We start from the raw sequence: 21,166 nt of genomic DNA on the forward strand, positions 1-21,166 counted from the left end.
TGCTTTTGGAAAGGCTTATGAACATAATGTTGAATAAAAAATAATAAGAAAGAAGGCGTATCTTTATGAAGAAACTGATTTATCTGGATAATGCTGCGACAACGCAGGTAAGTGAAGAAGTGTTAAATGAAATGCTTCCTTTTTTCAGGCAGACATACAGTAACCCATCTGCCGTATACAGCTTTGCAGGAGAGGGTAAGAAAGCAGTTGACCGTGCAAGGAAGCAGGCGGCGGAGTTAATTGGTGCAAATGTAGAAGAAATATATTTTACAGGCGGAGGAAGCGAGTCTGATAACTGGGCATTAAAGGCAGCTGCAGAGGCTTATTGCTCAAAGGGAAAACATATTATAACCAGTAAAATAGAGCATCATGCCATACTGCATACTTGTGAATATCTGGAGAAGCAGGGATAGGAGGTAACATATCTTGATGTAGATGAGGACGGGAAAATATCTCTTGAAGAACTCAGAGCTGCCATTCGCCCGGATACCATTTTGATATCGGTCATGGCGGCAAATAACGAGATTGGAACAATAGAACCGATTGCGGAAATAGGAAAGATTGCACATGAGAACGGCGTGTTGTTCCATACAGACGCAGTACAGGCATACGGACATATTCCAATAAATGTTGATGATATGGAAATAGACATGCTCTCTGCAAGTGGGCATAAATTTAATGGGCCAAAAGGAATCGGGATTTTGTATATCCGTAAAGGTGTAAAAATCCGTTCCTTTATACATGGTGGCGCACAGGAGAGGAACAGAAGGGCAGGAACTTCCAATGTGCCGGGAATTGTTGGATTTGGAAAGGCAGCAGAGATTGCCGGGGATACGATGGAATCAAGAACCAGGAAGGAGATAACATTGAGGGATCATTTGATAGAAAGAGTTTTATCAGAGATTCCCTATGTCAGGCTGAATGGGCATAAAACCGACAGACTGCCGAATAATGTGAACTTCTGTTTTCGGTTTATCGAAGGGGAATCATTGATGATTTTATTAGATCAGATAGGAGTGTGTGCTTCCAGCGGTTCGGCATGTACATCCGGCTCATTAGATCCTTCCCATGTACTTCTTGCAATTGGACTCCCGCATGAGATTGCACATGGCTCATTGAGGATTACCCTGTCGGAAGAAACTACATTGGAGGATATCGATTTTGTGGCAGATGAACTAAAGAAGATTGCCCTGAGACTGCGAAGAATGTCTCCGGTGTATGAGGATTTTGTAAAAAGCCAGAAGTGATGTGTTTTCAAAAAGAAAAGGAGACAGAAAATGTATAGTGAAAAAGAAAATCCCAGTGGAGTAGGTACTGTTGGAAATGCAAAATGCGGCGATATTATGCGAATGTATTTTGATATCGCAGAAAAAGCGGAAGATGGGGAATACTGATATGGGAAGATTGAATGAAGACAGGGTGGAAAGCATTGTTCAGTTAATATTGGATGATTATACCGATGAGAGAGCTGTCAACAAAACAGATTTATATAATCAGCCTGATAAGAAAGCAGTAATAGAAATCGTAGAAAAACTGTTGAAGATTCTTTATCCCGGATATTATAGCGACAAAGCATATAAAATTTACAGCCTGAGAAATAATATGTCTGCCACGATTGAAGATGTTATATTCCATTTAAAGAAGCAGACAATGATTGTCTTAAAATATTGTGGGGCTTATCCGGGATGTGCAGATAATGATTTGGAGGAAAAAGCTCAGAATATGGTCTTTGATTTCATGGAGAAGATACCGCAGATCAGAGCATATCTGGATACGGATATTCAGGCAGCATATGAGGGTGATCCGGCAGCAGGAAGTAAAGATGAGGTCATACTGTCTTATCCGGGGCTGTATGCAATTTCTGTTTACAGGATTGCCCATGAACTGTTCTTGCTGGGAGTGCCAATGATACCAAGAATTATGACGGAACATGCACACAGCGTTACCGGAATTGACATTCATCCAGGCGCAACGATTGGAAAATATTTTTTTATGGATCATGGTACGGGAATTGTGATTGGGGAAACCACTGTAATCGGGGAACATGTCAAAGTGTACCAAGGGGTTACTTTAGGCGGATTATCAACAAAGGGCGGGCAGAAGCTTAAAGGAGTAAAGAGACATCCGACTATAAGGGATTATGTTACGATTTACTCGGGTTCTTCTATTTTAGGCGGTGATACGGTAATTGAAGAAAATGTTGTAGTGGGAGGAAATACATTTATTACTAAATCAATAAGCAAAGACACAAAAGTAAGCGTAAAAGATCAGGAATTGCAGTTTAAAAATTAGGCCGGGCAGAGGTGATGGGATGAAACATATATTATGTTTTGGTGATTCAAATACATATGGCCTGATTCCGAGAGAAGGCGGCAGGAATCTGAATATTTCTGTACAACAGATGGGTGTGATGCCTGCAGATGATTACATATGTATTGATACAAGAAGTGAAAACGCATATCAGCATGGTCATATACCAGGAGCAGTCTGTTGGAATGACAATGGTGAAGACCTGAAGAGATTTCCGAAAGATAAAAAGCTGATTGTATATTGCACTTATGGTGAAAAAAGCATTGTGATAACTGAAAAATTAATCCAAAAAGGATTTGAGGCTTACAACCTATCAGGAGGGTATCGGGAGTGGCTTTTGCATCATTTTGAAGAATTAAATGCAGAGGAAGTCAGGAGATATGACAGACAGATGATTCTTCCCCAAGTTGGAAGTGAGGGACAGAAAAAACTAAAAAACTCCAGTGTATTGATTGTGGGGGCTGGAGGGCTTGGCTCCCCGGCAGCCTTATACCTTGCCGGTGCCGGAGTGGGTACGATTGGCATTATGGATGCGGATACGGTAAGCATCTCAAATCTTCAAAGGCAAATTATACATAACATGGAGACGGAATATGTGAATAAGGCAGAATCCGCAAAATTGTCTCTGCAAAAGCTGAACGACAGAATTGAGATAAAGGCATACCCACATGCATTAACGGTAGATAATGCAGAAGAAATTATCAGTAAATACGATTTTATCATTGATGCAGTGGATAATTTTGAAACAAAATTTTTAATCAATGATGTCTGTGTTTTGTTGGAAAAAGCATTTTGCCATGCAGGGATTTTACAGTTTGAAGGACAGGTAATGACTTATGTGCCGGGAAACAATCCCTGTTATCGGTGTGTTTTTGAAGAAGTACCGGAAAGCGGCTCCATTCCCAATTGCAGTCAGGCGGGGATTATTGGCGCAGTTGCTGGCATTATTGGGAGCATTCAGGCTTTGGAAGCGGTGAAATATTTGCTGGGAGTCGGGGAGCTGCTGACTGGGAAAATCTTTGTACTGGATGGGTTATCCATGAGGACACGGATCGTATCTTTTAATAGTAAGAATGAAAGCTGCAAAGTGTGTGGCAGTCATAGGACAATAACCAATATCAGGGAAAATGCAGATGAATATATGAGGAAAGCGTGTATCCGGAAAAGATAATCTGTCATTTTTTTTGGATTGTAATATTAGCAGAAAGTCGAGATGGCAATATGGGAAAAATAAAATACTCCGGTGTGCGTGAAAGCAAGTCAGGAAGAATCAATGATTTGGGCACAACAGGAAAGGAAGTGGAGGAGAACTTTAAAAAAGGCTGTTTAAAAAAAGCTGACAGAAGTTTTGCACAGGGGCTGCAATGCCAGCAAATTAACAGTATGGCAGCACTAATGTCATTGAAGGATTCTGTTTTTATCTCCCATTCCCCGCAAGGGTGTGTGGGATGTTCCATTATGGCAGTTGACATGTACCGTGTAGGACAGGCGCACAGGGGGATTAAGAATATTAAAAACCCAAGGATTATCGTTACCAATATCGACCAGAAGAGTGTTGTGTTCGGTGGGGAACAGAAACTGCGGGATTCTGTGAAAAAAGCAGTGGAACAATACAATCCGAAATTGGCATTTATTTATGCATCATGCGCATCGGGAATTATCGGTGATGATATAGATGCCATTGCTTCTGACTTACAACAGGAATATCCGGATACGATTATGGTTCCGATTCATTGTGAAGGCTTTAAGTCTAAAATATGTGCCTCTGGTTTTGATGCCGCTTTCTTATCTATCAATAAGTACATATTAAAAAAAGAGAAAGTTCCAAAGGAAAAAGGGTTAGTCAACCTTTTTGCTCCGACAACAGTAAGCTTTGCAGACCAAAAGGAAATGGAACGCATGCTTTCACAAATCGGCATTCAGGTAAATTATATCCCATTTTACAGTTCTTTGGAAAAGATTAAGAAGATACCTGCGGCAGAGGCTTCCACGTCCATCTGTAAAGTATTTGCCGATGAGTTTATGAAAAGTTTGTGGGAGGATTATGAAATTCCATATTCCCATACCGTAATGCCCATCGGTATCCGTAACACAGATAAATGGTATCGTGGTATTGCAAAAGTATTAGGAAAAGAAAAGGAAGTGGAAGAGATTATTGCTATGGAGCATAAACGCATAGAACCGCTGGTGGCAGAGATAAGAGAAAGGCTGCAGGGAAAACGGGTATTTATCTGCGGAGGAACAGGGCGTTCTTTTGCAGCGGCTGCTTTGATTGATGACTTTGGTATGGAGCTTGTGGGACTGGAAACGCCTACCTATGATGACGATGCTCAGGTTGATATTGAATATCTCAATGGAATTCACAAAAATTTTGTGGTGGATATTGCAAATATGCAGCCATTTGAGCAGGCAAACCTTGTAAAAAAACTAAAACCGGATGCGTTTATCGGAGTGCCGGAGTGGGCTGCAAAACTGGGTATCCCTACAACGCATGTTCTGGATGGCAAGCGCCCCACCATGGGATATGACGGATTATTATATCTGGGAAATAAAATTGCAGATCAGTTACAGAATCCGGGATTTAATGTGAAATTAGCAAAGCATGTGAAACTGCCATACAAAGATTCATGGTATGAAGAAAATGCATTTAAATATATTGAAGGAGGTGTTTAGGATGTCACAGATATTGGAAAATCCAAGGGGAGGCTGTGTTCTGGCAGGAATCAATTCTGTTTTGGGCGCTTTGGACAAGGTATGTCCCATACTTCATGCGGGACCAGGCTGCTGTATGCAGACATCGGCAGCGGAACAGGGACAGTCAGGACATAAATCATCCTGCTTTGTCAGCAGTGTGTCGATTCCCTCAAGTAATATGCTGGAAAAAGAAGTGGTATTTGGCGGGACGGATAAGTTAAGGACTACCATTCAGGGCGCTATTGCTATTATGGATGCAGATGCTTTTTTTGTACTGACAGGATGTACCGCAGGCATTATTGGCGATGATATCATCAGCGTTACACAGGAGTTTCAAGATAAGGGGCATGAAGTTTATTCAATTGATACGCCGGGATTTGCAGGAGACAGCAACCTAGGTTATGAAATAGTCTGGAATGCCATTATAGACCAGGTAATAGAAGAAGATATTCCGAAAGATGAGAAGCTTGTAAATATTTTCGGGATTGTTCCTTATCATGATCCATTCTGGAGCGGTACATTGGAAGAGATTGACCGTATATTGTCTTTGCTTGGGCTTAAAGTCAACACCTTTTTTACAAAACATCAGGGAATCAATGATATTAAAAAATGCTCAGGTGCAGCTTTGAATATTATTGTGAATCCATGGCTTTGGAATGGACCGGCAAAAAAATTTGAAGAAAAGTTCGGTGTTCCAAGCATAAGGATTCCGGGATTGTTTGTGGGGGCAACCGATACCACGAGATTTGTCAGAGAAGTTGCAAAAGCTCTTAGTTTAGATGATGAGCTGGTTGAAAAGGTAATTGCCGCAGAGGAGGACTATGTCTATCATTATCTGGCGCAATCCATAGGAGTGGTAAGCTGGAAACGGTTTGCCGTAGTTGCAGATGCAAGTAATGCAGTGGGAATCACAAGGTATCTGGCAAATGATTTCAGTTTTACTCCCGTACTCGTTATTATATCGGAACCGATATTCCGACAGGAAGACAAGGACAGAATTATTGCACAGATTAGCGATTTGGAATATGCGGTACCGCCAAGGATAGTGTTTACAGCAGACCAATATGAGATTAACCAGGCTCTTTTAAATGAAGAAAAGGAGATAACCTTACTGATCGGCAGCAGCAATGAACGTGAAGTGGCGTTGGAAAAGGATATCCAGTTTATACTGGCATCTTTTCCAATGAATGAGAGACTGGTTTTTAACCGTACCTATGCAGGATACAGAGGAGGTCTGACATTTACAGAAGATTTGTATGATAATCTATAATTGTTTTCGAGATGGTTCTGAACGATTATAACAATAACAAAAATAAAAAGACGGACATATTATCAGTATGGTAAATGGAATGCTGGTACAACGCTTTTGATTCATGTGTACACTGGAAAAACTTATAAAATCCTTATTAAAGATTAATATTTGTTTAAGAAAATGTTACATCTACGGGCTTTTGTTGCATCTGAGAATCGGGAGTGCTATACTACATCTAGTGTAATATAATGATTCACTGGTAAGATTTTGCGGGATACGGGAGAAAAAGTTTAAGATGGAACAGAGGAGAAATGAGGGGAATACTGGCAGAACAGAAAGATATACAGGCCGTGGAGAAAGCCGGAATTCACGCGCGAGGGAAGGCACCGAAAGCAGCCGGAATTCACGTGCGAGGGTAAGCACTGAAAGCAGCCGGAATTCACGTACGAGGGCGGGCACCGAAAGCAGAACGCCGCGTACCGGGGCAGGCACCGGGAGCCGGAATCCGCGTGTAGGAGCAAGCGCCGGTGGCCGGAATGTAAGCACAGGGAATAGCCGTGCCGGCGGAAACCGGTATACGGATGGCAGGAATGCCTATCCCGGCGGTGTGCTGAGTGAAGAAGAGGAACTGGCACGCAGAAGAGCAGAGCGGGAGCGCCGCCGCCGCAGAGAGAAGGCAAGGCGGATTAAGAAGAGAAGGCAGTGCATAGGCGCTATGCTGATATGTTTCCTGGTACTGACTACTGTGTTTACTGTAAGGGCGGTCGGGCAGCGAAGGCATGTGGATATTACTCTGAAGGTGGATGCCGCATCCATGCTGCAGGAAGAGGAGATACCTGAATTTACGGCAAAGGCAAGCTGCGCAGATAAGAAAAGCGATGTGATGCTGGACAGGAAGTCGAAATATATTGTGCAGGATCTTCTGGATGAACTGAACGCAGGAAAGGGATATACTCTGAAATGTGATGCCGACGGAACCGAAGAAGGTAAGTATTCCATTAAGATAAAACTTTCTAAAGATATGAAGGAACGGCTTGATTCCGAATGGAAGAACAGGGTCACGATGAATATGGAGAACGGAACGCTTACAGTCAAAAATAAGATTGGTGAGTGGGATGGAGACAAGTTCAAGACATGGGAGGGAGACTATGTGACTTCCCAGTTTGTGGAATCCGAAGGCGATACATATTATTTTGATGCTGATGGGAACAAAGTGACCGGTGAGAAGCAGATTGGTTTTTACGATTGTGTTTTCGATGAAGAAGGGAAGATGGAGTCAAGAGAGAGTCGTCTGGATCCCAATAAACCGATGATGGCGCTGACTTTTGACGATGGTCCCGGAGAACGGACCGGAGAATTATTGGATGTTCTTGAGAAATATAATGCCCATGCAACTTTCTTTATGCAGGGAGTGAATATACCGGGATACGAAGCTGAAGTGGCAAGAATGCTCCAAATCGGATGTGAACTGGGCAATCATTCTTACGACCATCCCCAGCTTTCTACACTTGATGCAGCCGGTATACAGAAACAGATAGGTGATACGAATGACTTAATCCGGGGCGCAGCCGGAAAACCTGCTACAGTGCTGAGGCCGCCTTATGGCGATATTGATGATAATGTGAAGGCAAATGTAGGTCTTCCCATGATTCTGTGGAACATAGATACCTTAGACTGGAAGACGATGGATGCGCAGGCAACGATTAATAATGTATTGTGCAATGCTGATGATGGCGATATTGTTTTGATGCATGATATTCATAGTCCTTCTGTGGATGCAGCAATTTATCTGATTCCGAAGTTGATTGAAGATGGATATCAGCTCGTAACAGTAAGTGAGATGGCAGAAGCAAGAGGAATTACCATGGAGAATGGTGCGGTTTATACAGATTTCAATAAGTAAGAACAGAAAAAGAATCGGAGAATTTAATTCTCCGATTCTTTTTTCTGTTTTGCACGGTGCTTCTCTAACAGTACGTGAAGTTTCTCTGTCGGACTCATAACGGCTCCGATTGTCAGGTCGTGGTTCAGAGATTCGATAATCAGTGCAATGAATTTGCTCATATCTGCTATTAGGAAATAAGGTTTTTCTAGTGCCTCCGGCGGCAGATATGTAAGGTTCGTGGTAATTACACGGTCGATATAGCCTTTTGCGTAATACTCATCGAATTGCTGGAAACCGTCAGTAAAAAGACCGAAGGTGGTACACACGAATACCCGTCCGGCTCCCCGTTCTTTTATCTGGCGCGCTACATCCAGCATGCTTCCTCCGGAAGAAATCATGTCGTCTACGACAATGACATCCTTACCATTGATGTCTGTTCCAAGGAATTCATGCGCAACAATCGGATTCTTGCCATTGACGATAACAGAATAATCCCGGCGTTTATAGAACATTCCCATGTCTACGCCCAGGACATTAGAAAAATATACGGCGCGGTGCATAGCCCCTTCATCCGGGCTTACAATCATCAGGTGTTCCTTGTCAACAAGAAGATCCGGCTCCGCACGGAGCAACGCTTTCATGAATTGGTATGGCGGATTAAAGCTGTCGAATCCATGAAGCGGGATTGCATTCTGTACTCTGGGATCATGTGCGTCAAAGGTAATGATATTTGACACGCCCATGTCCACCAGTTCCTGTAAAGCCAGGGCGCAGTCAAGAGATTCCCTCTTGGTGCGTTTGTGCTGGCGGCTTTCATAGAGAAAGGGCATAATAACATTGATGCGGTGAGCCTTTCCTTTTGCCGCGGAAATAATCCGCTTCAGATCCTGATAGTGGTCATCCGGCGACATATGGTTCAGATGGCCGTTGACAGTATAGGTCAGGCTGTAATTACATACATCTACCATAATAAATAAATCTTTTCCGCGAATGGATTCTTTTAATACACCTTTGGCTTCCCCGGTGCCAAAACGTGGACAGCAGCATTCCACCAGATAGGTATCCTCATGGTAAGAGGAAAAAAGCGGGGAGTGTGTCTCTTCCTTTATAACATTTTCTTTAAAGGATAACAGATAATTATTTACTTTTTTACCAAGCTCGAGACAGCTGTCTAAGGCGGCAATTTTCAAAGGTGCAACGGGTACTGTCTGAACGACTGGTTTTTCATTTGACATAAGCAATCTCCTAAACTGTAAATTCTTGTAACAGTTCAGCCCGCGCCATTCGCAAAACGCATCTACGATGCTTCTCCGCTGCTATGCAGCTATTTTTGCTCATAAAATGGCGCTCCGCTCATAAGCCGAATCGTGTGTTCATTCATGCAAGCATGATTCACCCACAATCCGACTTATGGCTGAACTGATATGTAAATTATATATTAGTTATAACATCTTTCGCTGGTATAGGTCAATGAAAGAGTGGAGGATTGTGGTTATTTTTCATCGGAAACATTTTATACGATTGCTTTTAACTGTTCTGTGGAATATAATATGGAAGAAGAAAAGTGTTGAACGGAGAATTGTATGAAGCATGAACATATTGTAAAGGCAGTGGAGCCGGGGAGTATTGCGCAGGAATTGGGCATTGAGCCGGGAGACAGGCTGCTTTCTATCAATGACAATATAATAGAGGATGTATTTGATTATCATTATCTGGTAAATGACGAAGAGCTGCTGGTGTTAATTGCAAAGCCGGACGGAGAAGAATGGGAGCTGGAGATTGAAAAAGATTACGAAGAGGATCTGGGAATTGAATTTGAACAGGGGTTGATGGATGAGTACCGTTCCTGCCGGAACAAGTGTATGTTCTGTTTTATCGATCAGATGCCGAAGGGAATGCGGGAGACCTTATATTTTAAGGATGATGATTCACGTCTTTCTTTCCTCCAGGGGAATTATATTACACTGACGAATATGAGCGATCATGATATTGACCGGATTGTGAAATACCATTTGGAGCCTATTAATATTTCTTTCCACACCACGAACCCGGAGCTTCGGTGTAAGATGCTTCACAACCGTTTTGCGGGAGAAGCACTTCAGAAGGTGCGTACGCTCTATGAAGCAGGGATTACCATGAATGGACAGATTGTGTTGTGTAAGGGGATCAATGACGGCGAGGAGCTTGAGAGAAGCATTCGGGATATGGCGGAGTACCTTCCTTGTCTGCAGAGTGTGTCGGTGGTTCCGGTGGGACTTACGAAATACCGGGAAGGACTCTATCCGCTGGAGCCTTTCGGGAAAGAAGATGCAAAGGAAGTACTGCGGATTATTCATTCCTGGCAGAAGAGGCTGTATGAGAAATGGGGGCTTCATTTTATCCATGCGGGTGATGAATGGTATGCACTGGCAGAAGAAGAAATCCCGGAAGAAGAAAGGTATGATGGATATCTGCAGCTCGAGAATGGGGTTGGGATGTTACGGCTTCTGGAGAATGAATTTAATGAGGCGTATGAGGCATTGGAAGGTGACAGTGAGGTGCGGAATGTGTCAGTTGTGACAGGATATCTGGCATATCCCTATTTGAAGAAGCTGGCAGAGCGGCTGGAACAGAAGTTCCCGGCAACAACAATCCGGGTGTATCCGATCAGAAATGATTTTTTTGGCGAACAGATTACGGTGTCGGGGTTGATTACAGGGCAGGATCTGCTCCATCAGCTGAAAGGCAGGGAGCTTGGGGACAAGCTTTTGCTTCCCTGCAATATGTTCAGAAGCGGAGAGGAAGTATTGTTGGATGACGTTACCCTTTCCCAGGTGAAAGATGCTTTACAAGTTGACGTAGATATTGTAAAATCAAGCGGACAAGATTTTATAGAAGGAGTTTTAATTCATCATGAGTAAACCAGTGGTGGCTGTTGTAGGACGGCCGAATGTTGGAAAGTCCACTCTCTTTAATGCGCTTGCAGGAGAGATGATTTCTATAGTGAAAGATACGCCGGGTGTGACAAGAGACCGCATTTATGCGGATGTGTCCTGGCTTGACAAGGAATTTACATTAATTGATACAGGAGGGATTGAGCCGGAAAGCAAGGATATTATCCTGTCTCAGATGAGGGAACAGGCGCAGATTGCAATTGATACGGCAGATGTCATTATTTTTCTTACGGATGTGCGCCAGGGATTATTAGACGCAGATTCTAAGGTGGCTAATATGCTGCGCCGGTCTGCGAAACCGGTTATTCTGGCAGTCAATAAAGTGGATAATTTTGATAAATTCATGCCGGATGTGTATGAGTTTTATAATCTGGGGATTGGCGATCCGGTGCCGATTTCGGCATCATCAAGGCTGGGACTTGGGGATATGCTGGATAAGGTGACGGCACTTTTCCCGGAAAGTGCCGGAGAAGAGTCAGAGGATGAAAGGCCAAGGGTTGCCATTGTTGGTAAACCAAATGTAGGAAAGTCTTCTATTATAAATAAGCTTTTGGGCAGACAGAGAGTCATCGTATCTGACATTGCAGGGACAACAAGGGATGCCATTGATACGGAAATTACCCATAATGGAAAAGAGTATGTGTTTATCGATACGGCCGGATTGAGAAGAAAGAATAAAATCAAAGAAGAGCTGGAGAGATACAGTATTATCCGTACGGTAACTGCAGTGGAACGGGCGGATGTGGTTCTGGTGGTGATTGATGCGGCAGAAGGCGTGACAGAGCAGGATGCCAAAATTGCGGGAATTGCCCATGAGCGTGGAAAAGGTATTATCATCGTAGTAAATAAATGGGATGCAATTGAAAAGAATGATAAGACGATGCGGGAGTATGAAAGCCGGGTACGCCAGATCCTTTCTTTTATACCTTATGCGGAGATTATGTATGTGTCTGCACAGACAGGACAGAGGCTTCCCAAATTATTTGATAAGATTGATATGGTAATGGAAAACCAGACGCTCCGTGTAGCCACCGGTGTGCTGAATGAGATTATGATGGAGGCTGTGGCGATGCAGCAGCCGCCTTCAGATAAAGGAAAGCGACTGAAGCTTTATTATATTACACAGGTATCTGTGAAGCCGCCGACTTTTGTTATTTTTGTAAATGACAAAGAGCTGATGCATTTTTCTTATACCAGATATCTGGAAAATAAAATCAGAGAAGCTTTTGGTTTTAAGGGAACTTCTTTGAAATTCTTCATTCGAGAGAGAAGGGAACGCTAGTCATGGAACGTATAGTGTGTGTATTGATTGGATATGTTTTTGGACTGATTCAGACGGGATATCTTTACGGTAAGACACAGCATGTAGATATCAGGAAGCAGGGAAGCGGTAATGCCGGAACAACCAATGCCCTGCGTACCCTGGGGTGGAAGGCAGGAGCCGTTACGTTTCTGGGGGATTGCTTTAAATGTGTAGCGGCAGTTGTCCTGGTATATTTCCTTTTCGGAAGGACGGATCCGGAGATGTTCCCGGTGTATGCAATGTATGCAGGTATGGGAGCAGTCATGGGACATAACTATCCTTTTTACATGAATTTTAAGGGTGGCAAGGGGATTGCGGCAACGGCCGGACTGATTGTCAGCACAACAAACGTGTGGATTGTATTGATTTGCCTGTGCGTATTTTTAGGAATTGTGGCAGGCACACGTTACGTTTCACTGGGATCTCTGGCTGTGGTTATTGTTTATTTTCTCTCTGTTGTTGTATACGGACAGATGGGGGGATTTGGCGTTACAGGCGGCCATTTATATGAAATATACGCAGTGGCGGCGCTTCTGGTGCTGTCAGCATTTTATAAGCACAAAGAGAATATCAAAAGACTGTTATCCGGAACAGAGAATAAGATTAGTGTCGGAAAAAAATAATTGTTTTTGAGAGGAGGATTCACTATGGCAAAAGTTGGGATTATGGGAGCCGGAAGCTGGGGAACGGCGCTGGCGCTTCTTCTTCACAAGAATGGACATGAGGTAATGGTGTGGTCCATCAGCGAAGAGGAAGTGAAGATGTTGTCCGAAGAACGGGAGCATAAAAGCAAGCTTCCGGGCGTGAAGCTGCCGGAGGATATGGTATTTACCACAGATATGGAAATGACGGTTCAGGATAAGGATTTTGTGATTCTGGCAGTGCCGTCTCCATTTACAAGAGAGACGGCAAGGAAGATGAAGCCTTTTGTAAAAGAAGGGCAGATTCTTGTGGATGTGGCAAAAGGAATTGAAGAGGACACGCTGATGACACTGTCACAGCAGATTGAAGAGGAGATTCCCCAGGCAAATGTTGCAGTACTGTCCGGACCAAGCCACGCAGAGGAGGTGGGGAGAGGACTCCCGACGATTGTGGTAATCGGAGCAAAGACGAAAGAGACTGCCGAGTATCTGCAGGAAATGTTTATGAATGAATCGTTCCGTGTATATACAAGCCCGGATATCCTGGGGATGGAGCTGGGCGGTTCACTCAAGAATGTTATCGCGCTGGCAGCGGGAATTGCCGACGGACTTGGATATGGTGATAATACGAAGGCGGCTCTTATTACCAGGGGAATCCATGAAATTTCCCGTCTGGGTGTAAAGATGGGCGGCGCTCCTGAGAGCTTTACGGGTCTTACCGGGATTGGCGATCTGATTGTAACTTGTGCCAGTGTCCACAGCCGGAACAGAAAGGCGGGATACCTGATAGGGCAGGGCATGAGTATGCAGGAAGCCATGGATGAGGTTAAGATGGTGGTGGAAGGCGTATATTCTACGAAAGCTGCTGTGAAGCTGGGCAGGAAGTATGGTGTGGATATGCCGATTATCGAACAGGTGAATGCAGTTCTTTTTGAAAATAAAAATCCGGGAGATGCAGTGAAGGATCTGATGATGCGTGATGGCAAAGCAGAGCACAATGCAAAACCCTGGAGTTAAATATCCGGTATATTTATGATTCTAATTAATCTTCCCCTTGCATATACTCTAACAGCATAGGTGGAAGGGGCTAGAGGATATGGACAATTACCATTTATACAAGGATATACAGGCAAGGACGAACGGGGAGATATACATCGGAGTGGTGGGACCGGTAAGAACCGGTAAATCTACGTTTATTAAACGGTTTATGGATGTACTGGTTCTGCCTAACATGACGGATGAAAATGACAAGTCCAGAACGAGGGATGAGCTTCCCCAATCTGCTTCCGGGAAAACCATTATGACGACAGAACCCAAATTCGTCCCGAAAGAAGCAGCGGAAGTAAAGCTTACGGAGGATGTGTCGGTAAAGATCCGGCTGATTGATTGTGTGGGATATATGGTAGAAGGAGCAGCCGGGCATATTGAAAATGATGAAGAGCGCCAGGTGAAAACCCCCTGGTTTGATTATGAGATCCCATTTACCAAGGCTGCAAGTATCGGGACAAAAAAAGTAATTCATGAACATGCGACGATTGGCATTGTGGTGACGACAGATGGAAGTATCGGAGAAATTAAAAGAGAGAATTATCTGGATGCAGAAGAGAAGACCATCCGGGAGCTGCAGTCTATTGGGAAGCCTTTTATTGTATTGGTAAATTCCAAAAAGCTTTATGGAGAAGAAGCCCGCCGTACAGCGGAAGAAATCAGCCGGAAGCATGGCGTGCAGGCAATGACGGTGAATTGTGAGCAATTGAAGGAAGATGATATCCATAAAATCATGGAGGCAGTCCTTTTTGAATTTCCGGTTGCTCAGATACAGTTCTTTATTCCGAAATGGGTAGAGATGCTTCCCAGAGATCATAAAATCAAGGCAGAGCTTCTGGTACATATTAAAGAAATCATGGAGCAGATGACGGAGATTAAGGATGCGGTAAAAGAATTAGAAGAACCGGACAGTCCTTATATTTCCAGAATGGATATTGACGGGATTGAGATGGATACCGGATGTGTAAAAATCAGGATTGATGTAAAAGAGCAGTTTTATTACGAAATGCTGAGTGAAATGACGGGGACGCAGATAACCGGGCAGTATGACCTGATTGCTCAGATGAAGCGGCTTTCCCAGCTGCGGCAGGAATATGAGGGCGTGAAAGATGCTTTCGATTCTGTCCGCATGAAGGGATATGGCGTAGTGACGCCGAAAAAGGAAGAAATTACGCTGGATGAGCCTACCGTTATCCGGCAGGGAAATAAATTCGGCGTAAAGATTCATTCCCAGGCACCGTCCATTCATCTGATCCGGGCAAATATTGAGACAGAGATAGCGCCGATTGTAGGAAATGAACAGCAGGCGAATGACTTGATTCAATATATCAAAGAAGCAGCGGGCACAGAAAAAGGAATCTGGGGAACGAATATTTTCGGCAAATCCATAGAAGATTTGGTAATGGATGGTATGCAGAATAAGATGGCAATGATTAATGATGAAAGCCAGGTGAAATTGCAGGATACCATGCAGAAGGTGGTTAATGACAGTAATGGAGGTCTGGTTTGCATCATCATTTAGAGAGGAAATAATGCCTTTTTTGGCAAAATTAGTATTGAAATCAGATGAAGAAGTGTCTATAATAGAAAACGAAGTGAATATGTATGCGAACAAGGATGTTGCACAGACTGTGTTGAGCCGGAAGACTCACAGGAAGGCAGCATCCTTTTTACGTATGTGAAAGAGGAGAGATTGAAATGAATGATTTTACGTTTAAAGTGCCGCAGGATATTGTTTTTGGAATGGGATCTCTGAAGCGTCTCCCGGAGCTCTTAGAGAAAAGCGGTTCTAAGAAGATGCTGATTGTCTCAGACAGAGGGCTGGAGAAATTAGGAGTTGTAAAGAAGGTTACAGATATCGTAGAGGCAGATGGAATCGAGACCTGTACTTTTCTTGATATTCTGCCGAATCCCACTGTGGATATGGTGGATGCCGCGACAAAGGTGTATAAGGAATCCGGGGCTACAAGTATCGTAGCGCTTGGCGGCGGCAGTCCCATGGATGTTGCTAAGGCGGTAGGTGTGCTGGCAAGATACGGCGGTTCTATTACGGAATATGAGGGCGCCCATTTGGTACCAGGACCAATTGAGCCAATTATTGCCATTCCCACTACGGCAGGGACAGGAAGCGAAGTGACGGCATTTTCTGTTATTACAGATACGACAAGAAATTATAAATTGACGGTATTCAGCTATGAGCTGCTTCCGAAATATGCTCTTCTTGATCCGGAGATGATTATGTCAGTTCCCCCAATGGTTGCGGCATCCTGTGGTATTGACGCATTGATCCATGCATGGGAAGCTTACACATCTCTTGGAGCTTCTCCGTTTTCTGACGCGATGGCAGAAAAAGCCATGGAGCTGATCGGAGGAAATATACGTCGGTTTGTTGCAAACCGGAAGGACGAAGAAGCAGCGTGTGCCATGATGTCAGGAAGCATGTTTGCCGGAATTGCATTTGCGTGGGCAAGGCTTGGCAATGTACATGCTATGTCTCACCCGGTCAGCGCATTCTTTGGTGTGCAGCACGGAGTTGCCAATTCCATTTTGCTTCCGGTAATCGTGGAGTATAATGCACTGGCAGATAATGGGCGGTATGAAAAGATTTACAATTATATCCGCGAGAAGAAAGAGCCCGCGGTGGATTTTAAGCCTGAGATGCTGGTGGAAGAAATTAAGAAACTGAATGCAGATCTTGGCATACCAAAGACCTTATCTGAGGTGGGTGTGACGGAGGATAAGATTCCGCAGATGGCAGCAGATGCTATGAAGAGCGGAAATATTGCCGCGAACCCGAGACAGAGCACGGTCAAAGATATAGAGATGCTGTACCGCAAAGCGCTGTAGATATAAAGGCTAATTCTGAAGGGATTCTTAAGGAATGTGAAAGTTCTTGAGAATCCCTTTTTTGTACTATATAATTGGGATAGAAGAATCGTAAAGGGGAGAAATTTATGACAGATGTATACAAAAAACTGGTAAGGTGTCATGAGTATTGCAGAGACAGAATCGATACCGTTCCGCGTGCCGCCATTATTTTGGGAAGCGGTCTGGGAGATTTTGCGGAGTATGTACAGGTAACAGGGGAGATTCCCTATTCAGACATAGAAGATTTCCCTGTTTCTACGGTTGCCGGACATGCAGGCCGGTTTGTCTTTGCGGAGGTGGAAGGTATGCCGGTTGTTCTGATGCAGGGACGTGTCCACTATTACGAAGGGTATTCGATGGAAGAGGTTGTCCTTCCGGTACGGTTAATGAAGATGATGGGAGCACAGACATTGATTCTCACCAATGCATCCGGGGGAATCAATGAAGAATTTTCTGCCGGAGATTTTATGATGATTACCGACCAGATTTCCAGCTTTGTTCCTTCTCCTTTAATTGGGGAAAATGTAGAAGAACTGGGAACCAGATTTCCGGATATGAGTGAGATTTACGATAAAGAATTACAGGAAACCATCCGGCAGGCAGCAAGAAAAGTGGGTGTGCATTTACAGGAGGGTGTGTATATTCAGTTTACCGGCCCTAATTTTGAGTCTCCGGCAGAAATCAGGATGGCGCGCGTACTGGGCGCTGACGCGGTGGGAATGAGCACAGCTTGTGAAGCGGTTGCCGCAAGGCATATGGGAATGAAGGTGTGCGGGATTTCCTGCGTGGTGAATAAGGCGGCAGGATTGCAGCAAACACCTTTGAATCATGAGGAAGTGCAGGAAATGGGAAGAAGGAAGGCAGAAGAATTCAGGAAGCTTTTGCTGGAAATTCTATACAGAATGGGCGGAAAGAACGAAAAGAAGGGGGATTGAGATGCGGATTAGAATCTATAATGTAAGGATTCTTACGATGGAAGAGAATGTTCCCATATTCAGGGGTGAAATACAGATAGAAGACGGAAGGATTCGCTGCATTATAAAGAATGCAAAGGAAAATGAAATAGCGTTGTCAGAAAGCGGTGGCTCCTTTTCTCTGTGGGACAGGGAGATTGACGGGGAAGGAAACCTGGTTATGCCTGGGTTTAAGGATGCTCATACCCACTCGCCTATGACGTTCCTGCGTTCACTGGCAGATGACCTTCCTCTGCAGTCCTGGCTTCAAACGGTTGTTTTTCCGGCTGAGGCGAAGCTTACAAAGGAAGATGTATACTGGCTGACACTGCTTGCGGTAATGGAATATTTAACCAGCGGTATTACGGCAGTATTTGATATGTATTTCCACAGAGAAAGTGTGGCGCGTGCCATGAAAGACAGCGGGTTCCGTACGGTTTTCTGCGGCGCTCTGAATGATTTTACGGAAAGCGCCGGGGAGATAGAGAGAGATTATGAGAGGTATAACCAGGAGGAGCTTTTATCTTTCCGCCTGGGATTCCATGCCGAATATACGACGGGAATAGAGCGGCTTAAGCAGGTTGCAGCGCTGGCAGAGAAATACAAAGCGCCGGTGTATACCCACCTGGCAGAGACAAAGGCAGAGGTGGAGTCCTGCAAAGCCAGGAATGGAATGACGCCTCTTGCTTACCTGGATTCTCTGGGGATTTTTCGTTATGGAGGAGGCGCCTTCCATATGGTTCATCTGGAAGACGAAGACTTTTCCATTGCAAAGAAAAGAGGAATTTTCTGCGTAACGAATCCTGCTTCCAATCTGAAGCTTGCCAGTGGAGTCGCTCCGGTTGCAGAGATGATGCGCCGGGGAATTCCTGTGGCGATTGGGACAGACGGTCCCGCCAGTAATAACTGTCTGGACATGTTCCGGGAGATGTTTCTTACAACGGGACTTCAGAAGGTGCGTCAGGAAGATGCCACCGCTGTTCCGGCGTGGGAAGTACTGAAGATGGCGACGGTGAATGCAGCGACGGCAATGGGGCTTTCTGATGCGGACGTCCTGCAGGAAGGGAAGCGGGCAGATCTGATTATGATAGACCTGGCACAGCCGAATATGCATCCATTGTATGAGGAATCCATTATAAGAAATCTGGTATACAGTGGGAGCAAGCAAAATGTAAAATTTACCATGGTAAATGGCAGAATCCTGTATGAAGACGGGAAATTCCATATAGGAACGGATAAAGAAGTGATTTACCATATGGCAAGAGAGGTCTTAGACAGAACAATTCGTTGCAATATTTTAGAAAAGGGTATAAACTAGGAATAGTAACAAAAGAGAGGGTATGGAGGTACGAATAATGAAGGTTGCGATTATCACAGCAAATACAGCAGTTTATAAGGGAAATGAGGAAGATGCCAGCGGGAAGGTAATGAAGCATATGCTTGAGAAGGAAGGGCATGAGGTGGTGTTCGCAAAGGCTCTGCCCGGTGATCGAAAGGTGCTGGCGACAGTAATGCAGAGGATGGCGGACGCACATCTGACAGATCTGATTCTTACCACCGGAGGCGCAGGATGTGCAATGGGGGACTGCACGCCGGAAGCAACAATAGAGATTGCAGACAGGCTGGTTCCGGGGATTCCGGAAGCAATGCGCGCCCATATGATGCAGCTTACGAAGCGGGCAATGCTCAACCGTTGTGCGGCGGGTATCAGAGGAGATGTGCTGATTGTGAACCTGCCGGGTAAAGCGGGAGCAGTAAAAGAGTGCGTGAACTATCTGCTTCCGGAGCTTGTGCATACGGTGGAAGTTTTAAAAGATGAATCTAAGTAAGATAGAATCCGGAAGGGAGAACAGATGAAGATTACGTACATTGGCCACAGTGGTTTTTCTGTAGAATATGACAATGTAGTTTTTATCTTTGATTATTATAGAGGAAAGCTCCCTGCATTTGACAGGAAGAAGAAGATATATGTATTTGTAAGCCATGCACATTTTGATCATTTTACAAAAGAGATTTTCACCTGGAGCCGGATTTACCCGGATATTACTTACATTTTGTCAGCGGATGTTCCTGCAGCAGGGTGTGAGGGGAAAATACTATCTATGGACGAAAATGAGAAAAGAAATGTGGAAGGTGTCTGCATTCGGACGCTTCACTCTACAGATGAGGGTGTGGCGTTCTTTGTGTCTGCCGGAGGGAGAACCATTTATCATGCGGGAGATTTAAATTGGTGGCACTGGGAAGAAGAAAGCGCGGACTACAACCTTGCGATGGAAAAAGATTATAAGCGTGAAATTGAGAAAATGAAAGGTCAGAAAGTGGATGTGGCGTTTGTACCTGTAGACCCCAGGCTCGCAGATGCGTTTTATTATGGGATTGACTGGTTTATGCGGCAGACGGATACACAGCATGTTTTTCCGATGCATATGCAGGAAGATTATGAAGTGTATGGAAAACTGATAAGATTACCGGAAACAGAAGGTTATCGGGATAAAATTGTTCATATAGACAGACCTTCCCAGACTTTTGAGCTGGAATAAAAACAGAGGAGTGAGATATGCAGGTAAGAATTTATACAGATGGCGCAGCGCGCGGGAATCCGGACGGACCGGGAGGATACGGTACGATTCTGGAATATACGGATACAAAAGGAGAACTTCATACAAAGGAAATATCTCAGGGATATGTAAAGACGACAAATAACCGGATGGAGCTGATGGCGGTGATTGCAGGGCTGGAGGCGCTGAACCGTCCCTGTGACGTAGAGCTTTATTCAGATTCACAGTATGTGGTGAATGCTTTTAACCAGCACTGGATAGACGGATGGCTGAAAAAGGGCTGGAAAAGAGGAAAGAATGAGCCTGTGAAGAATGTAGATCTTTGGAAAAGGCTTTTAAAAGCGAAAGAAGCGCATCGGGTGAGATTTATATGGGTCAGGGGACATGATGGACATCCTCAGAATGAGCGGTGCGATACGCTGGCGACAACGGCGGCGGACGGTAAAGATTTAATTGTAGATGAGGGATTGTAGAGGTCTTTACTTTTTGATGTCGGTGTGATAGAATCAGAAACTGTGAAATGTAAGTATAACAAGTAATCGCAGCTGCAATTGCCGAAAGGCAGCAGGTGAGGAAAGTCCGGGCTTCACAGGGCAGGATGCCGGATAACGTCCGGTGGAGGCGACTCCAAGGCTAGTGCAACAGAAATGAACCGCCTGATTTTCAGGTAAGGGTGGAAGGGCAGTGTAAGAGACTACCGCCTCGCTGGTAACAGAGAGGGC

General features: G+C 44.4%; 18 protein-coding genes, 1 other RNA gene and 2 pseudogenes. 20 read left to right on the plus strand and 1 reads right to left on the minus strand.

Going from position 1 to position 21,166, the window contains the following annotated elements; genetic code table 11:
• Positions 1-65 precede the first annotated feature (65 nt).
• From nifS to OCV99_RS09225, 7 genes and pseudogenes are all read left to right on the plus strand, one after another.
• Positions 66-1,247: pseudogene (gene nifS / locus OCV99_RS09190) on the plus strand (cysteine desulfurase NifS).
• A 30-nt stretch (positions 1,248-1,277) separates the two neighbouring features.
• Positions 1,278-1,370: pseudogene (locus OCV99_RS09195) on the plus strand (iron-sulfur cluster assembly scaffold protein); the annotation flags it as partial.
• A 25-nt stretch (positions 1,371-1,395) separates the two neighbouring features.
• Entirely contained in the window at positions 1,396-2,292 is an 897-nt protein-coding gene (locus tag OCV99_RS09200; protein ID WP_158369974.1) for a serine O-acetyltransferase, read from the plus strand.
• A 19-nt stretch (positions 2,293-2,311) separates the two neighbouring features.
• Positions 2,312-3,481 carry a molybdopterin-synthase adenylyltransferase MoeB gene (gene moeB / locus OCV99_RS09210; protein WP_317248038.1) on the plus strand — a complete coding sequence of 390 codons (1,170 nt, stop codon included), beginning with the start codon at positions 2,312-2,314 and terminating at the stop codon, positions 3,479-3,481.
• Positions 3,482-3,531: 50 nt separating this feature from the next.
• A complete protein-coding gene (locus OCV99_RS09215; protein WP_158369976.1) occupies positions 3,532-4,983 on the plus strand; it encodes a nitrogenase component 1 in 1,452 nt (483 codons plus the stop codon).
• A gap of 1 nt (position 4,984) precedes the next feature.
• Positions 4,985-6,274: a nitrogenase component 1 gene (locus OCV99_RS09220; RefSeq protein ID WP_158369978.1), complete on the plus strand. Its 1,290-nt coding sequence runs from the start codon at positions 4,985-4,987 to the stop codon at positions 6,272-6,274.
• Positions 6,275-6,551: 277 nt separating this feature from the next.
• The gene (locus OCV99_RS09225) at positions 6,552-8,159 is read left to right on the plus strand and encodes a polysaccharide deacetylase family protein (RefSeq protein ID WP_262575275.1); all 1,608 of its coding nucleotides are present in this window, start codon (positions 6,552-6,554) and stop codon (positions 8,157-8,159) included.
• 23 nt (positions 8,160-8,182) lie between these two features.
• Here the strand turns inward: OCV99_RS09225 and OCV99_RS09230 are convergent, their stop codons facing one another.
• Positions 8,183-9,376, minus strand: coding sequence for a ribose-phosphate pyrophosphokinase (locus OCV99_RS09230; protein WP_158369980.1), 1,194 nt, complete (start codon positions 9,374-9,376; stop codon positions 8,183-8,185).
• 348 nt (positions 9,377-9,724) lie between these two features.
• Here OCV99_RS09230 and OCV99_RS09235 point away from each other — a divergent pair, with 348 nt between their 5' ends.
• The 13 genes from OCV99_RS09235 to rnpB all read left to right on the plus strand — a co-directional run bounded on the left by OCV99_RS09235 (position 9,725) and on the right by rnpB (position 21,166).
• Entirely contained in the window at positions 9,725-11,041 is a 1,317-nt protein-coding gene (locus tag OCV99_RS09235; RefSeq protein WP_158369982.1) for a DUF512 domain-containing protein, read from the plus strand.
• Positions 11,034-12,356: a ribosome biogenesis GTPase Der gene (gene der, locus OCV99_RS09240; protein WP_158369984.1), complete on the plus strand. Its 1,323-nt coding sequence runs from the start codon at positions 11,034-11,036 to the stop codon at positions 12,354-12,356. Before OCV99_RS09235 ends, der begins: the two co-directional genes overlap by 8 nt.
• 2 nt (positions 12,357-12,358) lie before the next feature.
• Positions 12,359-13,000, plus strand: coding sequence for a glycerol-3-phosphate 1-O-acyltransferase PlsY (plsY, locus tag OCV99_RS09245; protein ID WP_158369986.1), 642 nt, complete (start codon positions 12,359-12,361; stop codon positions 12,998-13,000).
• A gap of 24 nt (positions 13,001-13,024) precedes the next feature.
• Entirely contained in the window at positions 13,025-14,035 is a 1,011-nt protein-coding gene (locus OCV99_RS09250) for an NAD(P)H-dependent glycerol-3-phosphate dehydrogenase (protein ID WP_158369988.1), read from the plus strand.
• 79 nt (positions 14,036-14,114) lie between these two features.
• The gene (spoIVA, locus tag OCV99_RS09255; protein ID WP_158369990.1) at positions 14,115-15,587 is read left to right on the plus strand and encodes a stage IV sporulation protein A; all 1,473 of its coding nucleotides are present in this window, start codon (positions 14,115-14,117) and stop codon (positions 15,585-15,587) included.
• A gap of 19 nt (positions 15,588-15,606) precedes the next feature.
• Positions 15,607-15,747: a hypothetical protein gene (locus OCV99_RS09260; protein WP_227192314.1), complete on the plus strand. Its 141-nt coding sequence runs from the start codon at positions 15,607-15,609 to the stop codon at positions 15,745-15,747.
• 16 nt (positions 15,748-15,763) lie between these two features.
• The gene (locus tag OCV99_RS09265) at positions 15,764-16,912 is read left to right on the plus strand and encodes an iron-containing alcohol dehydrogenase (RefSeq protein ID WP_158369992.1); all 1,149 of its coding nucleotides are present in this window, start codon (positions 15,764-15,766) and stop codon (positions 16,910-16,912) included.
• 107 nt (positions 16,913-17,019) lie between these two features.
• Entirely contained in the window at positions 17,020-17,868 is an 849-nt protein-coding gene (locus OCV99_RS09270) for a purine-nucleoside phosphorylase (RefSeq protein ID WP_158369994.1), read from the plus strand.
• Position 17,869: 1 nt separating this feature from the next.
• Entirely contained in the window at positions 17,870-19,204 is a 1,335-nt protein-coding gene (locus OCV99_RS09275; RefSeq protein WP_158369996.1) for an amidohydrolase, read from the plus strand.
• Between the two features lie 37 nt (positions 19,205-19,241).
• A complete protein-coding gene (locus OCV99_RS09280; protein ID WP_158369998.1) occupies positions 19,242-19,715 on the plus strand; it encodes a MogA/MoaB family molybdenum cofactor biosynthesis protein in 474 nt (157 codons plus the stop codon).
• 24 nt (positions 19,716-19,739) lie between these two features.
• On the plus strand, positions 19,740-20,426 hold the full coding sequence (locus OCV99_RS09285; protein WP_158370000.1) for an MBL fold metallo-hydrolase: 687 nt from the start codon (positions 19,740-19,742) through the stop codon (positions 20,424-20,426).
• A gap of 17 nt (positions 20,427-20,443) precedes the next feature.
• On the plus strand, positions 20,444-20,917 hold the full coding sequence (gene rnhA / locus OCV99_RS09290; RefSeq protein WP_158370002.1) for a ribonuclease HI: 474 nt from the start codon (positions 20,444-20,446) through the stop codon (positions 20,915-20,917).
• Between the two features lie 69 nt (positions 20,918-20,986).
• An RNA gene (gene rnpB / locus OCV99_RS09295) (RNase P RNA component class A) lies at positions 20,987-21,166 on the plus strand.

The organism is Dorea acetigenes (genome assembly GCF_025567385.1).
GTDB classification, from domain to species: Bacteria; Bacillota; Clostridia; order Lachnospirales; family Lachnospiraceae; genus Claveliimonas; species Claveliimonas acetigenes.

Coding starts and splice junctions, on each gene's coding strand:
- OCV99_RS09235 (WP_158369982.1), top strand. CDS start 9,725: ATGAAGCATGAACATATTGTAAAGGCAGTGGAGCCGGGGAGTATTGCG.
- plsY (WP_158369986.1), top strand. CDS start 12,359: ATGGAACGTATAGTGTGTGTATTGATTGGATATGTTTTTGGACTGATT.
- OCV99_RS09200 (WP_158369974.1), top strand. CDS start 1,396: ATGGGAAGATTGAATGAAGACAGGGTGGAAAGCATTGTTCAGTTAATA.
- der (WP_158369984.1), top strand. CDS start 11,034: ATGAGTAAACCAGTGGTGGCTGTTGTAGGACGGCCGAATGTTGGAAAG.
- rnhA (WP_158370002.1), top strand. CDS start 20,444: ATGCAGGTAAGAATTTATACAGATGGCGCAGCGCGCGGGAATCCGGAC.
- OCV99_RS09270 (WP_158369994.1), top strand. CDS start 17,020: ATGACAGATGTATACAAAAAACTGGTAAGGTGTCATGAGTATTGCAGA.
- moeB (WP_317248038.1), top strand. CDS start 2,312: ATGAAACATATATTATGTTTTGGTGATTCAAATACATATGGCCTGATT.
- OCV99_RS09220 (WP_158369978.1), top strand. CDS start 4,985: ATGTCACAGATATTGGAAAATCCAAGGGGAGGCTGTGTTCTGGCAGGA.
- OCV99_RS09230 (WP_158369980.1), bottom strand. CDS start 9,376: ATGTCAAATGAAAAACCAGTCGTTCAGACAGTACCCGTTGCACCTTTG.
- spoIVA (WP_158369990.1), top strand. CDS start 14,115: ATGGACAATTACCATTTATACAAGGATATACAGGCAAGGACGAACGGG.
- OCV99_RS09265 (WP_158369992.1), top strand. CDS start 15,764: ATGAATGATTTTACGTTTAAAGTGCCGCAGGATATTGTTTTTGGAATG.
- OCV99_RS09215 (WP_158369976.1), top strand. CDS start 3,532: ATGGGAAAAATAAAATACTCCGGTGTGCGTGAAAGCAAGTCAGGAAGA.
- OCV99_RS09280 (WP_158369998.1), top strand. CDS start 19,242: ATGAAGGTTGCGATTATCACAGCAAATACAGCAGTTTATAAGGGAAAT.
- OCV99_RS09275 (WP_158369996.1), top strand. CDS start 17,870: ATGCGGATTAGAATCTATAATGTAAGGATTCTTACGATGGAAGAGAAT.
- OCV99_RS09225 (WP_262575275.1), top strand. CDS start 6,552: ATGGAACAGAGGAGAAATGAGGGGAATACTGGCAGAACAGAAAGATAT.
- OCV99_RS09250 (WP_158369988.1), top strand. CDS start 13,025: ATGGCAAAAGTTGGGATTATGGGAGCCGGAAGCTGGGGAACGGCGCTG.
- OCV99_RS09285 (WP_158370000.1), top strand. CDS start 19,740: ATGAAGATTACGTACATTGGCCACAGTGGTTTTTCTGTAGAATATGAC.